General features: G+C 63.9%; 15 protein-coding genes. 6 read left to right on the plus strand and 9 right to left on the minus strand.

Features of this window, described 5'->3' with window-relative positions:
- Positions 1-72 precede the first annotated feature (72 nt).
- Both AB0O52_RS10050 and AB0O52_RS10055 read right to left on the minus strand, forming a co-directional pair.
- Positions 73-432, minus strand: coding sequence for a hypothetical protein (locus AB0O52_RS10050; protein WP_364536983.1), 360 nt, complete (start codon positions 430-432; stop codon positions 73-75).
- Positions 429-1,193, minus strand: a complete 765-nt coding sequence (locus AB0O52_RS10055; RefSeq protein WP_364536986.1) for a hypothetical protein — start codon at positions 1,191-1,193, stop codon at positions 429-431. Before AB0O52_RS10055 ends, AB0O52_RS10050 begins: the two co-directional genes overlap by 4 nt.
- A 190-nt stretch (positions 1,194-1,383) precedes the next feature.
- Between AB0O52_RS10055 and AB0O52_RS10060 the strand changes: the two genes are divergently transcribed.
- The 6 genes from AB0O52_RS10060 (at position 1,384) to AB0O52_RS10085 (ending at position 8,907) form a co-directional block, all read left to right on the plus strand.
- Positions 1,384-3,423: an ATP-binding protein gene (locus AB0O52_RS10060; protein ID WP_364536989.1), complete on the plus strand. Its 2,040-nt coding sequence runs from the start codon at positions 1,384-1,386 to the stop codon at positions 3,421-3,423.
- A gap of 494 nt (positions 3,424-3,917) precedes the next feature.
- A complete protein-coding gene (gene dxs / locus AB0O52_RS10065) occupies positions 3,918-5,891 on the plus strand; it encodes a 1-deoxy-D-xylulose-5-phosphate synthase (RefSeq protein WP_364536992.1) in 1,974 nt (657 codons plus the stop codon).
- Positions 5,892-5,987: 96 nt separating this feature from the next.
- The gene (locus tag AB0O52_RS10070) at positions 5,988-6,548 is read left to right on the plus strand and encodes a hypothetical protein (protein WP_364536994.1); all 561 of its coding nucleotides are present in this window, start codon (positions 5,988-5,990) and stop codon (positions 6,546-6,548) included.
- A gap of 30 nt (positions 6,549-6,578) precedes the next feature.
- Entirely contained in the window at positions 6,579-6,794 is a 216-nt protein-coding gene (locus AB0O52_RS10075; protein ID WP_028266791.1) for a hypothetical protein, read from the plus strand.
- A gap of 39 nt (positions 6,795-6,833) precedes the next feature.
- Positions 6,834-7,811 (plus strand): aldo/keto reductase, encoded by a 978-nt coding sequence (locus AB0O52_RS10080; protein WP_364536997.1) that lies wholly within the window; start codon positions 6,834-6,836, stop codon positions 7,809-7,811.
- Positions 7,812-7,821: 10 nt separating this feature from the next.
- Complete coding sequence (locus AB0O52_RS10085) at positions 7,822-8,907, plus strand: nucleoside hydrolase (protein ID WP_364537000.1); 1,086 nt, start codon at positions 7,822-7,824, stop codon at positions 8,905-8,907.
- On the opposite strand, the gene AB0O52_RS10090 is transcribed toward AB0O52_RS10085, so the two are convergent.
- The 7 genes from AB0O52_RS10090 to AB0O52_RS10120 form a co-directional block, all read right to left on the minus strand.
- Entirely contained in the window at positions 8,904-11,054 is a 2,151-nt protein-coding gene (locus AB0O52_RS10090) for a 3-hydroxyacyl-CoA dehydrogenase NAD-binding domain-containing protein (RefSeq protein WP_364537003.1), read from the minus strand. The two genes, AB0O52_RS10085 and AB0O52_RS10090, sit on opposite strands and share 4 nt — an antisense overlap.
- Positions 11,051-12,334 carry an acetyl-CoA C-acyltransferase gene (locus tag AB0O52_RS10095; RefSeq protein WP_364537006.1) on the minus strand — a complete coding sequence of 428 codons (1,284 nt, stop codon included), beginning with the start codon at positions 12,332-12,334 and terminating at the stop codon, positions 11,051-11,053. Before AB0O52_RS10095 ends, AB0O52_RS10090 begins: the two co-directional genes overlap by 4 nt.
- Before the next feature lie 517 nt (positions 12,335-12,851).
- A complete protein-coding gene (locus tag AB0O52_RS10100; RefSeq protein ID WP_364537009.1) occupies positions 12,852-14,204 on the minus strand; it encodes an HRDC domain-containing protein in 1,353 nt (450 codons plus the stop codon).
- 69 nt (positions 14,205-14,273) lie between these two features.
- The gene (locus tag AB0O52_RS10105; protein ID WP_364537012.1) at positions 14,274-14,939 is read right to left on the minus strand and encodes a DUF3000 domain-containing protein; all 666 of its coding nucleotides are present in this window, start codon (positions 14,937-14,939) and stop codon (positions 14,274-14,276) included.
- A gap of 61 nt (positions 14,940-15,000) precedes the next feature.
- Positions 15,001-16,113: a low specificity L-threonine aldolase gene (locus AB0O52_RS10110; RefSeq protein ID WP_364537014.1), complete on the minus strand. Its 1,113-nt coding sequence runs from the start codon at positions 16,111-16,113 to the stop codon at positions 15,001-15,003.
- Between the two features lie 9 nt (positions 16,114-16,122).
- On the minus strand, positions 16,123-16,881 hold the full coding sequence (locus AB0O52_RS10115) for an SDR family oxidoreductase (protein ID WP_364537017.1): 759 nt from the start codon (positions 16,879-16,881) through the stop codon (positions 16,123-16,125).
- Positions 16,878-18,248 carry a DUF6421 family protein gene (locus AB0O52_RS10120; protein WP_364537020.1) on the minus strand — a complete coding sequence of 457 codons (1,371 nt, stop codon included), beginning with the start codon at positions 18,246-18,248 and terminating at the stop codon, positions 16,878-16,880. Before AB0O52_RS10120 ends, AB0O52_RS10115 begins: the two co-directional genes overlap by 4 nt.
- Positions 18,249-18,383: the final 135 nt, after the last annotated feature.

The raw sequence follows: 18,383 nt of genomic DNA on the forward strand, positions 1-18,383 counted from the left end.
CGGAACTCCGCCCCATAAGCCGTGGGCATGGTCAACATCCTTCCACGAGCACAAGCTCGCTAGGTCAAGGAGTCAACAAAACCGGGGGCAGCCCCTTTCATTGGCGAGGTTTGGGGCGATGCGAAGATGCATTCGACTCGACGGGCTCAGGGCTGCTTCCGGATAGCCAAGCTGAGCGAGGCGGATCTTGATGAGTTCGCGCGTTACCCGCTCGGCAACACGAAAGAGGTTTCCCCGGAACGGTGATCCGGCAGCGTTGTGCTCCATGACAGGTGATTCCGTGTCGTGGACGATGGTGTTGCGGGTATCTGCCAAGTACCAGTACCAGTGGCCGAAGGAACTGTACATCTTGGTTTTCCCATTGAATTCGCGTGAAAAACGTGGTGTTGACCCCCGCCAGAGGAACTCATCGGCACCGATCGTTCCTGTCACTGAGCCGTAGATCTCTTCAAGGACGCCGATGCCGCTCGCTGTTCCGGTTTTACCTGAGAGAGTGCCTCGATGGCCGTCTTCAGCTGCACGAGGATATCCGGCATGGTGTGAAGCGGCGAGTTCTCCCACGCGCGACCGTGCCAATGGAGGGCCGCCCAGACCTCGCGCATGGTTTTGGTAGATGCATCAGACAGGGCCTCCATCGAGATGCGGTACACAGCATCCAGAAGTTGGCCGTCGAGCGAGAGATCCGGAATCGTCACCAGTCCTTCCGGAGCCGGCACGACAACAAAGTCATCATGAACGGTGCCGCCGCCAATGGTTCTCCGATTCAGAGTTCCTCCCCGGGTACGCACAAAGGTTCCGCGCTCGAGCGCCGTGAGTTCACCCACAAAGAACGTCGCCACTTCAGCAGTGGCAAGGTTTAGTGCGGGTGCTTCCCAGGGGATTTCGTTTCCCTGGCCTGCGTTGGCGTCGGCCGCAGCGAACAACACGGCAGCTTGCAGGGCGCTTCGTTCATGTTCGCGGGCCTCGCCAGGATCAAGCTCTGGTTCTCTACGTTGAACAAGTGTGGCAGTAGTCAACGGCTGGCCGGCTTCATCACGAAACCGAGAAAGGAGAGCCTTCAAGGTCCTGCCAAAACTGTCAAAAGGCTCATCCAGTTTTCTTGGGTCAAGTGGTTGCAGCACCCATGGTCCGGCATTCACCTCCTCGCGCAGTCGAAGATACGGGAACAAGTAGATTGCCGGCCGGTCAGTCACTCTCTAAGTATCGTTGACGTCCGCGGAGGCCTGAAGTGGGGGAGCCGCTGTTCAGTGCCGGGACAACGAACGCTTCGCAGTGCCCAACTGCCTCGCATCGTGACCGCAGCACCGTTGGAGCGCTGTGGCGCGTTGATATTTTGTCGGGGCTGACGGATAGAGTTTCCATATCTGACCAAGGAGTGATTGCATGGCCCTGACGACTTCCCTTGCGGGCCGAGTTCGCAACACGAGTCTGCCGAAGAGTCACGCGCTCTTGCCTCTCCTCGAGGCAATTGTCAATGCTATCCAGGCGGTCGACGCGCGTCGCGGGGACTCCGCAGTGCCTGGACGCATCCACGTGAGGGTGCATCGGGACGCTCAGGCGGAGTTCGAACTAGGCCAGCCGGGTCCTGGACGTGCCGCCATGAAACCGATTGTCGGCTTCTCCGTCGAGGACGACGGTATCGGATTCACCCCTCAGAACATGTCCTCGTTCGAAACATTGGACAGTGATTTCAAGTCTGACCTGGGCTGCCGTGGTGTCGGGCGGCTGCTGTGGCTCAAGGCCTTCGACAAGGTTTCGGTCCGCAGCGCCTATGAAGACGAGGACGGGAAGCTCCGAGGTCGTCAGTTCAGATTCTCGGTCGAACGAGAGGTCGAGCACGACGGCGACGCGGACGGGTTTGTGCGCCCCGGCGCGGTCGTCATCCTGGACGGTTTCAAGAAGGCGTACCAGCTGAATGCCCCGAAGGGCGTCGACGCCATCGCGCGCGAGGTCTTCGAGCACTGCATCTGGTACTTCCTCCGACCTGGCGGGGCCCCTCTCGTGACAATCGCGGACGACGACGAATCGGTGTCGTTGGCTGACTTGATGGACGAGTTCGTCGACTCGGCAATGACGTCGTCGAAGATCGAGGTCAAGGGGCAGAGGTTCGACATGCTGAACCTCCGGCTGAAGGCCACCGCGCGGAACTCCGTCCCCCGCCTCCACTGGTGCGCGGCGAGCCGCGTCGTCATCGAGGAAAACCTGAGCGGGAAGGTGCCGGGACTCCACGGCAAGCTCGGGGACGAGGCCTCCAATGAGTTCGTCTACGCGTGCTACCTGACTTCGGACTTCCTCGACGAGCGCGTCCGCGCCGACCGGACAGCCTTCGACATCAGCGACCGCATCGCGGGGCAGCCCCTCATCGATGACCTCTCCCTGGATGACATTCGAGAGGCTGTCCTCGAAGAAGTCAGGACGATCCTGAAGGCTCCGCTCGAGTCGGCCCGCGAGCAGGGTAAGAAGCGCGTCCACGAGTTCGTGACCAAACGCGCGCCGCGGTACCGGCCCTTGCTGGCCAAGATCGAGGAGCGCGGCATCACGGTGGACCCATCGATTAAGGACCAGGACCTGGAGCTCCAGCTGCACCGGCAGCTTCAAAAGATCGAGTCCGAAGCATTCATTCAGGGGCAGGAGATCTTCGCTGAGGCCGACGCGGAGCCGGCGGAGGACTACGCGGAACGGCTCGCCGCATATCTCGCCACCGTCAGCGAGATCAACCAGTCCGACCTGGCTGCGTACGTCTCGCGCCGCCGGACGGTGCTGGATCTGCTCGGGCGGCTGATCCGCGCGGACAAGGACGGGAAGTACAGCCGGGAGGATGCGATCCACTCGCTGATCGTCCCGATGCGGACCGAGTCCAGCGAGCACGCCGCCGATGGTTCGAACCTGTGGATCATCGACGAGAGACTCGCGTTCCACGACTACCTCGCGTCCGACAAGACGCTGAAGAGCATGCCGATCACGGGTTCTGAATCCACCAAGGAGCCCGACATAGTTGCGACGCGGCTCATGGACTCGCCGGTGCTCGCGGCCGAGGGGCAGAAGCTGCCGCTCCCGTCGATTGTTGTGGTTGAGATCAAGAGGCCGATGCGCAAGGACGCCACCGAGGACAAGAACCCGATCCAGCAGTGCCTCGACTACGTGAAAAGGATCCGCGCAGGTGGCGTGGTCACCGCAACGGGGAGACCGATCCCGCCGACCCACGAGCCGCCGGCCTTCTGTTATATCATCGCCGACCTTACAGAGAAGATGATCGAGCGATGCGAGATTTCGAACCTGCGGCCGACACATGACGGTCTCGGGTACTTCGGTTTCAACGACTCCGCCAAGGCATACATCGAAGTCATGAGCTTCGACGGGTTGGTCAACGCTGCAACTGAGAGGAACCGGGCATTCTTCGACAAACTCGGGCTGCCCAGCTAGCACAGTGCACGGCGCAGCTCCCCGGAGCTGGTCCCGCGGTTGTCGAGATCGCTTCCCAGGCCTATCGCTATCGGAGTACATCTACCCGCTGGAATGCCGCTGTCGCGCCCGGCCAAGCATAGGGGAGAACTACTAACGGAGCACGTTGACTGCTTATGCCGCGCAGGTCGACATCCTATGATAGCGGTAGACATCCACGACCAATATGATCGCCGCACCCAGAAATTTTGGGCATTGTGTCGTCCTGGCGCAAACATCGCTGCTCAAATCGCCCATGTCCTCGGAATTTCGCCAGATCTGCCGCCTAGTGGGAGCACGTCACAGTACGTTTTGCGCCAGATCTCGGCACACTAGCGCGAACTGCGCCAGAGCCGATAAGCAACAGCTACAGCCCCGGCTGGTCATCGACCTGTCGGGGCTGTAGCCTTTCCTGCGGCTTGGTTCCGGCCAAGGCGTTAGAGTTGTATAGCACGTCAATCACCTAAGGAGTGCCGTTGGGACTTTTGGAGACAATCCGGAACCCGCAGGACCTGAGCAAGCTCACCAGTGAGCAACTGGAGCAGCTTGCAGGCGAGATCAGGACTTTCCTCATCACCAACGTCGCTCAAACCGGTGGTCACCTTGGACCGAACCTTGGCGTGGTGGAGCTCACCATGGCCATCCACAAGGTCTTCGATTCGCCGCGCGACAGCATCGTTTTCGACACCGGCCACCAGTCCTACGTCCATAAATTGCTGACCGGCAGGCAGGATTTCAGCACCCTCCGGCAGCAAGGGGGCATGTCCGGCTACCCCGATCGTGCCGAGTCCGAGCACGACATCGTCGAAAGCTCCCACGCGTCCTCTTCCTTGTCTTGGGCCGACGGTATCTCCCGCGCCCGCCAATTGACCGGTGAGCGCGACCGCTGCGTCGTCGCCGTCGTCGGAGACGGCGCCCTGACGGGCGGCATGGCGTGGGAGGCGATCAACAACATCGCCTCGGATAAACGACGCCGCGTAGTGATCGTCGTCAACGACAATGGACGCTCCTACGCCCCCACCGTCGGCGGAGTGGCGGACTACCTCGCTTCATTGCGCCCAACGATCGACTCCCTCCGGGCAGCGCCCACCTACGAAGTCGTGTTGGACTGGTGGAAGAAGAAGCTGCAAAGCGGCGGACCGATCGGCCAGTTCACCTATAAGAGCCTGCATGCCATGAAGAAGGGCATCAAGGATTGGTGGGCTCCGCAAGGCATGTTCGAAGACCTCGGCATGAAGTACATCGGCCCTGTCGACGGCCACAACGTGCGGGCCCTTGAACACGCGCTCACCACCGCCCGAAACTACGGCGGCCCCGTGATCGTCCACGCGATGACCGAAAAGGGCCACGGTTACGCGCCTGCCCTCGCCAACGAGGCCGATCAGTTCCACGCCGTCGGGATCATCGATCCCGAAACCGGCGAACCCACCGAAGCCGGTGGAGCCCGCTCGTGGACATCGGTGTTCGCCGAGGAAATCGCGGACATTGCCGACGAACGCGAAGACATCGTAGGCATCACCGGCGCCATGCTGATCCCCGTCGGATTGCACAAGTTCGCGGAACGGCACCCGGAACGGGTGATCGACGTCGGCATCGCCGAACAGCACGCCCTCACCTCGGCAGCTGGCATGGCCTTCGGTGGACTGCACCCGGTCGTCGCCGTTTACGCCACGTTCCTGAACCGCGCCTTCGACCAGCTCCTCATGGACGTTGCCCTGCACAAGGCCGGAGTGACGGTGGTGTTGGACCGCGCCGGCGTGACCGGTCCGGACGGAGCAAGCCATCACGGCATGTGGGACATGGCGATGGTCCAGATCGTTCCGGGGCTGCATCTCGCGGCTCCGCGCGATGCCAGCCGCTTGCGGGAAGAGCTCCGCGAGGCGGTTGCCATCGCCGACGCACCCAGCGTGGTGCGCTTCTCCAAAGGCAGCGTCGGAAGTGAGATCGAAGCGATCGAACGGCTTTCCGACGGCGTCGACGTGCTGGCGCGCAGACCCGAAGGCTCCACCGAGAACGATGTCCTGATTGTCAGCGTCGGCGCGATGTCCGAGCTCGCCCTCGACGTCGCGTCCCGGCTTGGATCCCAGGGCATCAGTTCCACAGTGGTTGATCCGCGGTGGGTCCTGCCTGTACGCAAGTCCATCATTGCCCTCGCAGCCCGGCACCGATTGGTGATCTGCATCGAAGACGGCGTCCGGGCGGGCGGCGTCGGATCCCGGATCCGCCAGGAGATGCGCGCGGCCGGCGTGGACACGGCCCTCAACGAGGTGGGCCTTCCAGTCGAATTCCTCGACCATGGAACCAGGAGCCAAGTCCTTGAGCGGGTGGGGCTTACCGCCCAACAGATAACGCACGACGTCGTCGCGCAGGTCCTGGGGACAAAGGTGCCTTTCGCGCGGCCCCTGCCAGGACAAGAACATCCCAGCACAGGCAGTATCCCCACGCTGTGAACGGCCTGTTCCGGCCGCCATCACACATACACAGGCACCCTTCGACGGGACAGGTCCGAACAGCACCTGCGCGGAGTGGTTCAGAAAAGGACGGGCATGAGCGGCATCATCCGCACGTATAAGCGCGACGACGAAGCGGTCCTGCATTTCCGGGAGGCTTGGTATGACGAGGAATTCAAGCAGTTCGTCATCAACCACGGGGTCGTAGGGCACCAGAGCAGTACTGACGAAACCGACGTCGAGGACGAATCCGCCATCGAAGGGCTCATGACCGCCTTTGCCGCGCAATGCGAAGAGGACGGCTATGCGGAGATTCCCGAGGAAGAGCAGTTCTGGGTGGTCGCGCAGATTGCCCTGAAGACGAAGGACGGCACCGACCGCGACCGCTACCTTGAACGCAAGGCCAAGGCCGCTTTGACGAGCGAACTGGCCTGGCGGGGCCTGGGTACGGTGGATCGATCGGAAATCAGCGACTCGAAGCTCAACATTTTCTGCCTGTGCCCGGACGTCAACAAGGCCGTCAACGCCATCAAGGTGTGCATCCGGGGAGAAGACCTGGACTTCACCAAGCTGAGCATCGCGGCCGCACCCCATGCCGAACCCGCCGCCTTCAAAGTGAAACACTCGCCGAAAACCGGCGCGGGCTTTACTCTCTAAGGACCATATCTCCGCTTCGAAGGGACAAACATGGCGCCCAAGAGCAACTGGCCCGGACACACTCCGCTGCCCAAGGGCTTGTCCGCTCCCGCACGAAGGGCACTCGCCCACGAGGGCTTGGAAACCTTGGAACAGCTCGCCGAATTCGGTGAAGGGCGGGTAGCGGCCCTGCACGGCATGGGCCCCAAGGTCATGGCCCAGTTGCACGACGCGATGGAAGAGGCAGGAATCGCCTTCGGGTCTTGAGCGGCGGGTCGGCCACCGCGGGCGTTGTAGGGTGAAACCATGATTGAATATCGCCGTCTTGGAAATTCCGGATTGACCGTCTCAGTAGTTGGTTTGGGGTGCAATAACCTCGGCCGGGCCAATACGGCCACGGAATCGCAGGAGGGCACCAACGCGGTGGTGCATGCCGCCTTGGATGCCGGTGTGACCCTGTTCGATGTCGCAGACGTCTATGGCCGGGAGCCTGGCCTCAGTGAGACCATGCTGGGGGTCGCCCTGAAAGGCCGCAGGGACGATGCCATCGTGGCCACGAAATTCGGCATGGACATGCACGGCGCCAACGGCAACGATTTTGGTGCCCGGGGATCGCGCCGCTACATCATCCAGGCTGCCGAGGCATCGCTGCGCCGCCTCGGCACCGACTGGATTGACCTGTACCAGTACCACACCCCGGACCCTCTCACCCCAGTGGATGAGACCCTCGCCGCCCTCGACGACCTCGTGACAAGCGGCAAGGTCCGGTACCTCGGCCATTCCAACCGCGCAGGCTGGCAGATCGCCGAAGCCGAATACGTCGCCCGGATCCAGGGCGGTGCGCGGTTCATTTCGACCCAGAACCATTACAACCTGCTGGACCGTCGCGCGGAGCTCGAAGTGCTGCCGGCCGCCCAGGCCTTCGGGCTCGGTGTCCTGCCGTATTTCCCCTTGGCGAACGGCCTCCTGACGGGCAAGTATGCGCCAGGCAACGTCCCGGAAGGATCGCGCCTCAGCCACACGCGGACCAACATGGTCAACGACGCCGACTGGGTCCAGCTGGGCCGGTTCAGCCAATTCGCCAAGGAACGGGACCTGAACGAACTGCAGCTGGCCTTCTCCTGGCTGGCCGCCCAGCCCGCAGTCAGCAGCGTGATTGCCGGTGCCACCCGCCCGGCGCAAATCACCGAAAACGCGAAAGCCGTGCGATGGGTACCCACGGCAGAAGAACGCGCCGAATTGGATGACATCTTCCCGCGCACGCCCAAGGTTGCCCTTTTCTAAGGAGGGTTCCATGAGCGGGGAGCAGGCAGCCGCTGCGGCCCGGCGCGGGTCCGTGAGCTTGCTCGTGGACTGCGACACGGGAATCGACGACGCCCTCGCCTTGGCCTATCTGTGCAGCCAGCCGCAGGTGGAGCTCGTTGCCGTGAGCAGCACCCCGGGCAACGTTGCGGCAGAGCAAGTGGCACGGAACAACCTGGCCCTGCTCGAGCTGTGCGGGCGTCCGGACGTGCCAGTTGCCATCGGTGCCCGGGCGCCGCTGCAGATCCCGCTGGTCACCACCCCGGAAACCCACGGACCGCAAGGCGTCGGCTACGCCGAGCTCCCCGAACCGCACGGAAAGGTGCGCGACGTCGACGCCGTCGAGCTCTGGGTCGAAGCGGCCCGGTCACGGCCGGGGGAGCTGACCGCCCTGCTGACGGCGCCCCTCACCAATTTCGCCCTCGCCCTGCGGGCCGAGCCGCGCCTGCCGGAGCTGCTGCGCGGCGTCGTGATCATGGGCGGGAGCTATTACTATCAGGGCAATACGACGCCCACGGCCGAGTGGAACACGCACGTTGATCCGCATGCAGCGGCGGAAGTTTTTGCTGCCTTCTCCGGCCTTCCGGAGGATCGGCTGCCGGTGGTGTGCGCCCTCGAGACCACGGAACGGATCGAACTGACGCCCGGACACGTGGCCGCCCTGGCTTCGGAGGCAGGCTGCACCGAGCCGGAACTGGTCCTTCCCGAACAGCCCGAGGGGCGGCGCAGCACCGCTTCGAACGGACTCGTGCGGCATATTAGCGACATGCTCCGCTTCTACTTCGAGTTCCATCGCCGTTATGGCCAGGGCTACGTGGCGCACATCCACGACTACTTCGCAGCATCCGTCGCCGCCGGAACAGCCAGGTACCGCACCCGCACGGCAACAGCGCACGTCGAGACTGCAGCCCCCAGGCTCATCGGAACCACCGTGGCTGACTTCCGCGGACTCTGGGGAGAGCCTCCCAACGCGCGCATCGTTTCGGAGAACCACCCGGGGGAGGCCTTCGCTGAATTGGTGAGCGCATTGGGAGGCCTTGCCCGGAGGCTGCCGGACACTCCCGGACGGCAGGGTTAGCCCGCGTTCGGCTTCGACGCGATACCGGGTGCCAGGAAGCGTTTGCCATTGACACGCTCGGAGGCGCCCACCCGGTCCAAATAGGGTGTGATCCCGCCCAGGAACATCGGCCAGCCGGCACCGAGGATGACGCAGAGATCGATGTCTTCGGGCCCGGCCACGACGCCTTCGGAGAGCATGAGCCCGATTTCCTCCGCCAATGCATCCTGCGTGCGACGCAGGACTTCCTCGGCCGTGGAAGGCGTGGTGCCGAAGGACATGAGCGCCAAGGTGTCGGCCGGGATGACCGGCTTTCCCTCAGGACCCGGGACCCAGAGTGACTTTACGCCATTGTCAACCAGCTTCTGCAGGTTCTGTGATACCGCGAAACGCTCGCCGAAGGCAGCGTGCAGCGATTCCTGGACGTGCTGGGCGACCGGAAGGCCCACCATCGCGCTGAGGGTGAACGGACTCATTGGCAGGCCCATGGGGCGCAGCGCCGAGTCGGCTACTTCGGCCGGTGTCCCTTCGTCGAACGCGGCAATGACTTCGCCCATGAGCCGCAGCAGGATCCGGTTGACGACGAAAGCGGGCGCGTCCTTGACCAGCACGGCTGTCTTCTTCAAGCCCTTGGCGAGCTCGAACGCGGTGGCCAGCACGGCGTCGTCGGTCTTCGGAGCACGCACGATCTCCAGGAGCGGCATGACCGCAACCGGGTTGAAGAAGTGGAAACCGACGAGCCGCTCCGGGTACTGCAGGTCTTCGGCCATCGCGGTCACGGACAGCGAGGATGTGTTGGTGGCCAGGATGCATTCGGGGGAGACGATTGCTTCCACTTCCGCGAAGACCTGCTTCTTGACATTGAGTTCTTCGAAGACAGCTTCAATGACGAAGTCGGCGTCGGCGAATGACTCTTTGGAGACGGAACCGCTGACGAGGGCCTTGGTCCGGTTGGCGGCGTCGGAACTGATCCGCTTCTTGCCGAGCAGCTTGTCCACCTCCGCGTGGACGTAGGCAACGCCCTTGTCCACGCGCTCCTGGTCGATGTCCGTCAGGACGACCGGAACTTTGAGCTGGCGTGCGAACAGCAGGGCGAGTTGGCTCGCCATCAGGCCGGCACCGACGACGCCGATCTTCGTCACCGGACGTGCGAGCTTGCGGTCGGGCGCGCCGGCAGGCCGCTTGGACCGCTTCTGCACGAGGTCAAGGAAGGCGTAGACGGTGGAACGGAACTCGTCCGTCTGCATCAACTCGGCGAGCGTCTCGCATTCGAGGGCCGCGGATTCCGCCTCGCCCATGGTCCGGTTGGCCTCGAGGATGTCCAGGACCTTGGCCGGAGCCGGTGATGCGTTTGAGGTCTTGGCTTCCACGAACGCCCGGCCCGCTGCTACCGCACCGGCCCAGCGTTCGGCAACTGCGGGATCCGCCGGATCCACGGAGTTGCGCCGTTCCGGGACGACCTCGCCCGCGATCACCTTCGCGGCCCATGCAATGGACTGCTCCACGAAATCAGCGGGCTCGAAGATGGCGTCGGCAATGCCTAGCTGGAAAGCCTCGGGGCCGGAGAGAGTTCGGTTGTTGCTCAGCGGATTCTCGATCATGACCTTGACGGCGTTTTCCGGGCCAATGAGTCGCGGCAGGATGTAGACACCGCCCCAGCCGGGGACGAGCCCGATGAAGGCTTCGGGCAACCCGAGAGCGCCCGCACCGGTCGAGACCGTACGGTAGGTGGACTGGAGGGCGATTTCAAGGCCACCACCAAGCGCGAGGCCATTGATGAAGGCGAAACTCGGAACACCGAGGTCGGCGAGCGTTGCGTAGACGTCGTGGCCGAGCTGGGCCATCCACAGGCCGTGTTCGCGCTCTTCGAGACGCTTGACTGCGGAGAGGTCCGCTCCGGCCACCAGGAAGTACGGCTTGCCCGTCACGCCGACGCCGACGATCTCGCCGCGCGCAGCGCGAGCCTTGAGGCCTTCAAGTACCGTCCCGAGCTCGACGAGGGTATTTGGTCCGAGGGTAGTGGGCTTGGTGTGGTCCAGGCCGTTGTCGAGGGTGATCAGGGCGAACGTTCCAGCGTTGCCGGGGAGTTCGATGTCCTGGACATAGGAGTGGGTCACGGTCTCGTCCGGGAACAGTCCGGCCAGTGTCTGGAATTCGGCGGCGCTCATGCTGCGGCTCCCTTGCTCTCGGTGTTGACCGAGGTCTTTGTTGCGCTGTCGTAGTCTCTGTAGCTCACGTGGCGCGGATTCTCCCAGATTACTGTGGCGCCCATTCCCAGGCCGATGCACATCGTTGTTATGCCGTACCGGACGGACGGGTCTTCTTCGAACTGGCGCGCCAATTGGTTCATGAGCCGCACGCCGGAAGACGCCAAGGGATGCCCGACGGCGATCGCCCCGCCGTAGCGGTTGACGCGCGGGTCGTCGTCGGAGATTCCGAAGTGGTCCAGGAAGCTCAGGACCTGAACCGCGAAGGCCTCGTTGATCTCGAAAAGGCCGATGTCCTCGATGCCCAGTCCGGCGTTCTTAAGCGCCTTCTCAGTGGCGGAGACCGGTCCGATGCCCATGACTTCGGGTTCGACGCCTGCGAAGGCATAGGAGACCAGGCGCATCTTCACGGACAGGCCGAGTTCCTCGGCAGCTTCGGCGGAGGCCAGGACTGCCGCCGTCGCGCCGTCGTTTAAGCCGGCGGCATTGCCTGCGGTGACCCGGCCGTGGGCCCTGAACGGGGTGCGCAGCTCCGCGAGGTCTTCCACCGTGGTCCCTGGGCGCGGCGGCTCGTCGACGATGTTAACCGTCCAGCCTTGTCCCGGCTTCATCGTGGCGACCGGGACCAGGTCGGGCTGGATCGGGCCCTTGCCGTAGGCCGCGGCAAGTTTTGCCTGGGATGCCGCGGCGTAGGTGTCCGTTCGCTCTTTGGTGATCGAGGGGAAACGGTCGTGCAGGTTCTCGGCGGTGTTGCCCATGTTCAGCGCGGCCGGGTCCACGATCCGCTCGGACATGAACCTGGGGTTGGGATCCGCGCCCGCGCCCATGGGGTGGTTGCCCATGTGCTCCACGCCGCCGGCAATCACGACGTCGTACGCGCCGAATCCGATGCCGCTCGCCGTCGTCGTGACCGCGGTCATTGCTCCGGCGCACATGCGGTCGATCGCAAAGCCGGGAACGCTGCGGGGGAGGCCGGCAAGGAGGGCGGCTGTGCGGCCGATGGTCAAGCCCTGGTCGCCCGTCTGCGTCGTAGCGGCGATGGCGACTTCGTCAACGCGTTCGGCGGGCAGGCCGGGGTTGCGGCGCATCAGTTCGCGGATGCACTTGACCACGAGGTCATCGGCACGGGTGCCCGCATAGATGCCTTTTTCGCCCGCTTTGCCGAACGGCGTCCGGACACCGTCCACGAAGACGACGTCCCGGACTGCCCGAGGCTTGGCGCTGTTCCCTGTTTGGCTCATGTGTAGCTCCTCGTTGAGACATGGATGCCGGACAGCCCTCGCAGGGGAAGCCGGTGTCATTCACCGCCATGTTACTCGCCAGTAACTTAGCGTGCAAGGAGTTCAATACCGATCCTCGCTCACATATGAACGGTTTCCGGCGGATCCTCGCTCACGTATGAACGGTTTCCGGCGGATCCTCGCTCACGTATGAACGGTTTCCGGCGGATCCTCGCTCACGTATGAAGGGTTTCCGGCGGATCCTCGCTCACGTATGAAGGGTTTCCGGCGGATCCTCGCTCACATCACCCAAGGATTGCCCTTGGAAAAGGCCTATATCTGAGCGGGCGTCGTGCAGGAAGGGCTTGTTTGTGAGCGGGGGTCGGGCTTGAGGGGCTTGTTTGTGAGCGAGGGTCGGGCTTGAGGGGCTTGTTTGTGAGCGGGGGTCGGGCTTGAGGGGCTTGTATGTGAGCCGGGGTCGGGCTTGAAGGGCTTGTTTGTGAGCGGGGGTCTCAAATGGGGGTGCGGGAACCTCGGGCTAAGGGGCGGGGGTGGGTTCCTTGGAAGCCGGGTTTCGTGGCTCTTTGGGTTCCTTGGGCGGGAGCGGTTGCGGATTCAGTGAGGCCTCGGTGAGGATCGGCGCCGTGATGGCGATTTGCCAGTCGCGGGCGCCAAGCGCGCGGAGTTCTTCCGACACGGACTCCACAGTGATGTCCGACGGCGGCCGCCACAGCACGCGCCTCATGTAATCCGGAGTGAGCAGGTTCTCCACGGGGAGCTTGAGCCCATCGGCCGCCTCCTGAAGCCGGGGCCGGGCAGTCCCCAGGCGCGCCGCGGCTTCGGGATCGCGGTCTGTCCAGACACGCGGCGGCGGGGGAGCGTTGGTTGGAAGGTGCAGTGGTGGAAGGTCGTCGGTGTTCCTCGCACCGGCAATGCAGCGCAGCCAGCGTGGTGCTTCGCGCTGCGCGGCCCGCCCGTGGAAGCCTTTGGTGGCCAGGAGCTGCGGAACGGTTGTGGGCATGGCCTTGGCCGCGGCGACCAGGGCGGAATCCGGAATGAGGCGGCTGGGAGCAACATCCCGTTTCCGCGCGAGCTGATCCCGTTCGTACCAAAGCTCGCGAACGGCAGCCAACTGACGGCGGTCACGGATCTGGTGCAGTCCGGAGGTCTTGCGCCACGGGTCAACCCGCGGGGCTGGAAGGCCAGCTGCGAGGATGCCCGCGAATTCCTGTTCGGCAAATTCCAGCTTGCCGTCCGCTTCCAGGAGTTCAATGAGTTCTTCGCGCAGTTCGGCGAGCACCTCGACGTCGAGGGCCGCGTACCGCAGCCAGGGTTCGGGGAGGGGGCGGGTGGACCAGTCGGCGGCCGAGTGTTCCTTGGCGAGGCCGAACCCCAGGAGCTGCTCGATGACGGCTGCCAGGCCCACGCGGGGCAGTCCGGCAAGGCGCGCGGCGAGTTCCGTGTCGAAGAGCTTGTCGGGCCACATGCCGAGCTCGGCCAGGCACGGAAGGTCCTGCGTGGCGGCGTGCAGGATCCATTCGACGCCGCGCAGCGCTTCGTTGATGATTTTCAGGTCATCGAAGGGTTCGGGGTCGATCAGCCAGGTGCCTGCGCCGTCGCGCCTGATCTGCACGAGGAAGGCACGCTGCCCGTAGCGGAAGCCGGAGGCACGTTCGGCGTCGACCCCGGCGGGGCCGGATCCCGCGGCGATGGCAGCAGCGCAACGCTCCAGGCCGGCCATGGTGTCGATGACAAGTGGCACGCCCTCGCGCGGGGCGTCCAGATCGATGATCTCGGGTATCCGGCCTTCGAAGCCGTCTACCGTGATGTGTGGTGTGGGATCAGCAGCCGGAGCGCCGGCTGTGGTGGGTTCCAGATTTTCAGGGGTCATGGTGCCTTCAGTTTACCGACTCTGTGCTCGGCCGGTCCGGCCATGGGTTCGTGCGGACTCTCACGGACCTCATGTGAGCCGCCGATTAGGCAGGGGAGTGACGCCGGGAGGCAGGGGAGGGAGCCCCGCGAACGTGCAGACCATGTCGCACCACGCTTCCAGATGTGCCTGGACATCCGATGACGCAGGTGTCCATGAGGCACGGAGCTCGATGTCGATGGTTTCCGGTCTTTCGGCCAGCGTCCCGAAACTCTCGGACAGGATGCGTGTGGCGGTTCCGCCCGCCGCACGGTACTGGGCCGAATGGTTCTCGAGGGCATCCACGAGCCATGTCCAGGCCACGGAACCGAGCATGGCATCGTTGCCCATGTCGGCTTCCAGCTGCGCCCGGATATAGGTGACGATCCGGAATTCCCCGTCCCACACAGCCGAGCCGTCAGGATCGTGGAGCAAGATGAACCTGCCTGTTGCGAGCTCATCGTCTTCATCATCGGCCGTGCCGGGGGAGCCCGGGGTGCTCTCGCTGGAGAATGCCATGGCCGCGGGGCCATGGACAGGGGTCCGGCCGGGACGCGTCGACCGGCTGAAGACCTCTGCCCCCAAGGCCACGGCGTAGGGGGCCAAGCGGGAGGGTGCCGGGATTTCCGCGAGCCGCAGCTCACTCCGGCACTTTGCTTTTCGTAGCGTTCCCAACGCATGCAAGAAATCCGCGGGAACCTGTGCGAGTGCGTTCACCTTCGCAGATTATGTGTCAGGGGCGGCGAAACCTTGAAGCCACGCCGCCCCGTCGGGTGCCCTATGCGGACGCCAGTTCACGCTTGATTGCTGCAACGAAGGAATCGATATCCTCTTCCGTGGTGTCGAACGAACACATCCAGCGCACCTCGCGGTTCGCTTCGTTCCAGTCGTAGAACTTGAAGGACGAGCGGAGGCGATCGGCGACGCCAGCGGGGAGCACCGCGAAGACGCCGTTGGACTCCGTGGCCTGCGTAGGCTCCACACCCTCGATGGAGTCGACCGCAGTACGGAGCCGTGAGGCCATGGCATTTGCGTGTTCCGCAGAGCGAAGCCACAGCCCGGACTCAAGAAGCGCAATGAACTGGGCCGAAATGAAGCGCATCTTGGATGCCAGCTGCATGTTCATCTTCCGCAGGAACTTCAGCCCATGGGCTGCCTCCGGATTGAGGGCGACCACTACTTCGCCGAACAGCAGCCCGTTCTTGGTGCCGCCGAAGGACAAAATGTCCACGCCGGCGTCGCGGGTGAACGTCCGCAACGGCACGCCAAGGTGGGCGGCGGCATTGGCGAGCCGGGCGCCGTCCATGTGGAGTTTCATGCCCTTGGCATGGATGTGGTCCGCGATCGCCCGGACTTCTTCCGGCGTGTAGCACGTGCCGAGCTCCGTTGTCTGCGTGATGGAGACGGCAAGGGGCTGCGCACGGTGCTCGTCGCCCCAGCCCCACGCTTCGCGGTCGATCAACTCCGGAGTCAGCTTGCCGTCAGGCGTCGGGACCTGGAGGAGCTTGATTCCGCCGATCCGCTCCGGCGCCCCGTTCTCGTCCATGTTGATGTGCGCGGTCGAAGCGCAAATGACCGCACCCCAGCGCGGGAGCAGCGACTGCAGGGACAAGACGTTCGCCCCGGTGCCGTTGAAGACCGGGAAGCACTCGATGCCTGTGCCGAAGTGCTGCTCCATGACCTCCTGGAGCCGTTCCGTGTACTGGTCCTCCCCATAGGAGACCTGGTGGCCGCCATTGGCTGCGGCGAGGGCGGCGAGGATTTCAGGGTGGACGCCGGAGTAGTTGTCCGAGGCGAAACCGCGGACGGAGGGGTCGTGGAGCCGCCCACTGGCTTCCGTTTCGAGGGCAGCCGGGAATTCTTTTGTAGTGCTCGTCACTTGTTCATTCACGCTTTCAGTCTATTTGGCCAGGAGGAGGCGCTGTCCGTTCAGTTCCGCTGCCGGCTTGTCGAAGAGCCCGACGGCGGCCGCCGCCAAGTCTTCAACGTCCGTGTATCCGGGGAATTTCCGCTCCGGATGTTCCCTTCGCATCGCGGCGTCCACGAGGGACTTCACCACAAAGACCACGGCGGCGCTGTGCTGCTCCGCGGGTTCGTCCTTGATTCCGGAGTTTCCGGAGTTTCCGGAGTTTCCGGATTGATCACGACGGAACCCGTCGGCCACCGCCAGGGTCCAGGTCTCCGCGGCCGCCTTGGCCGCCGCGTAGGTGGCGGCGCCCGCAGTAGGTGCGGCGACCGCCGTCGAACTCACCATCGCGAAACGTCCCGTGGGGGAGGAGACGAGATCGTTGTAGAAGACCCGGGAGACGTTTCTCAGGGTGGTGATGGCGCTTTGCTCAAGGGCGGACCAGTCTTCGTCCGGCTGGTCTTCGATTCCCTTGGCCCCGCGCCACCCTCCCACCAGGTGGATGACGCCGTCGACCCTTTCCGTGCTTCCGTGGATCTCGGATGCGAGTTCGCGCACGGACTCCAGCCGGGAAAGATCGCACACCAGGGCGGTGACGTCGTTGCCCGCTTCGGCCGCGGCGGCCTTGATACGTGCTTCGTTCGAGCCGATCGTGAAGACGCGGTGGCCGGCCAGGGCGAGAGCGCGGGCGACAGCGATCCCGGAGGAGTTGCTGCCACCTGTGACGACGACAGTCAGCGGTCCGCCGGTCATGAGGCTGCGGTCTGCCCGGTGATACCGGTGGTGGATTCGATGATGGGACGCATTTTCTTCTCCAGTGCTTCGTAGAACATGGACAGGGGGAATTCGTCGTCGAGGACCTGGTCGGTGAGGCCGCGGGGCGGTCCGTCGAGCGGCAGAGCCTCCGGGCCCTTTGCCCAGACCGAAGCCGGGTGGGGAGTGACCGTACCCGAAATGAGCTTATACGCTGCGAGCCAGTGGGCGGCCTTAGGGCGGTCGATCGAGCGCCAGTACAGTTCTTCGATCCGGGCACCGAGCTCGATGACGACGTCGGCGGCCTCGTCCCAGTCGATGCTGAGTTTGCTGTCGGTCCAGTGCAGGACGTGGTGCTGGTGCATCCATGCGAAGAGGAGCTGGCCACCCAGGCCGTCGTAGTTACGGACCCGGTTGCCGGTGATCGCGAAGCGGAAGATTCGGTCGAAGATGACGGCGTACTGGACGAGCTTCGCATGGCGACGGGCGTCGGGGGAAGCGTCCTCGTCCTTCTCGATCCGGACGGATTCACGGAAGGCTGTCAGGTCGCAGCGGAGCTCCTCGAGCGAATAGAGGAAGAACGGCATCCGCTGCTTGATCATGAACGGATCGAAGGGAAGGTCGCCGCGCATGTGGGTGCGGTCATGGATCAGGTCCCACATGACGAACGTCCGCTGTGTGAGTTCCTGGTCATCCAACAGCTCGGCGGCATCTGCGGGGAGTTCAAGGGATGTCGTTGCGGCAGCTGCCTTGAGGACACGGCGGAAGCGTGCGGCCTCGCGGTCGGCGAAGATGGCGCCCCACGTGAAGGCAGGCGTTTCCCTTACCGCTACGGTCTCGGGAAAGAGCACGGCCGAATTGGTGTCGTACCCGGGGGTGAAGTCCAGGAAACGGATAGGCACGAACAGCTTGTTGGAGTATTCGCCGGCCTCCAATGCCCCGATGAACTCGGGCCAGATCACCTCGATCAGGACTGCTTCCACAAGACGGCTCGTGCTGCCGTTCTGGGTGTACATGGGGAACACCACGAGGTGCTGGAGCCCGTCTTCGCGGTGTTCCTGCGGCTTGAAGGCCAGCAACGAGTCGAGGAAGTCCGGGACTCCGAAGCCGGCGTCGGCCCAACGGCCGAAATCCGTCACGAGGAGTTCGAGATAGGCAGCGTCGTGCGGGAACGCAGGAGCCAGGGTCTTGATGGCCTCCATGAGTGTGGCTGTGTAGGCCCGGGCAGCCTCGTGGTGGCGGGAATCCTGGATGGAACCATCCTGGCCCTGGAATGCCTGGAGCGCAGTGGCTGCGGCCTTCAGGGAGATCCAGTCCCGGTTGTCCGGGGTGATGCGCGGACGGGTGGTGGTAACGGTGGTGGTCATCGTTGACGGTGCCTTTCCTCAAGAATCATTGTTCTGAGGTGAGCGTAGCAAGCGGCCAGAGTCGCTAATTCAAAAGGGGCTTGAGCATAAGAAACTCTTGGTCAAATGGTTCCGACGGCCCCCGGAAGGTCCAGC

The organism is Arthrobacter sp. NPDC080073 (assembly GCF_040686575.1).
Taxonomy (GTDB): domain Bacteria; phylum Actinomycetota; class Actinomycetes; order Actinomycetales; family Micrococcaceae; genus Arthrobacter.

Excerpts from the sequence above, each read along its gene's own strand:
- AB0O52_RS10060 (WP_364536989.1), top strand. The coding sequence starts at position 1,384 with ATGGCCCTGACGACTTCCCTTGCGGGCCGAGTTCGCAACACGAGTCTG.
- AB0O52_RS10070 (WP_364536994.1), top strand. The coding sequence starts at position 5,988 with ATGAGCGGCATCATCCGCACGTATAAGCGCGACGACGAAGCGGTCCTG.
- AB0O52_RS10075 (WP_028266791.1), top strand. The coding sequence starts at position 6,579 with ATGGCGCCCAAGAGCAACTGGCCCGGACACACTCCGCTGCCCAAGGGC.
- AB0O52_RS10080 (WP_364536997.1), top strand. The coding sequence starts at position 6,834 with ATGATTGAATATCGCCGTCTTGGAAATTCCGGATTGACCGTCTCAGTA.
- AB0O52_RS10085 (WP_364537000.1), top strand. The coding sequence starts at position 7,822 with ATGAGCGGGGAGCAGGCAGCCGCTGCGGCCCGGCGCGGGTCCGTGAGC.
- AB0O52_RS10090 (WP_364537003.1), bottom strand. The coding sequence starts at position 11,054 with ATGAGCGCCGCCGAATTCCAGACACTGGCCGGACTGTTCCCGGACGAG.
- AB0O52_RS10095 (WP_364537006.1), bottom strand. The coding sequence starts at position 12,334 with ATGAGCCAAACAGGGAACAGCGCCAAGCCTCGGGCAGTCCGGGACGTC.
- AB0O52_RS10100 (WP_364537009.1), bottom strand. The coding sequence starts at position 14,204 with ATGACCCCTGAAAATCTGGAACCCACCACAGCCGGCGCTCCGGCTGCT.
- AB0O52_RS10115 (WP_364537017.1), bottom strand. The coding sequence starts at position 16,881 with ATGACCGGCGGACCGCTGACTGTCGTCGTCACAGGTGGCAGCAACTCC.
- AB0O52_RS10120 (WP_364537020.1), bottom strand. The coding sequence starts at position 18,248 with ATGACCACCACCGTTACCACCACCCGTCCGCGCATCACCCCGGACAAC.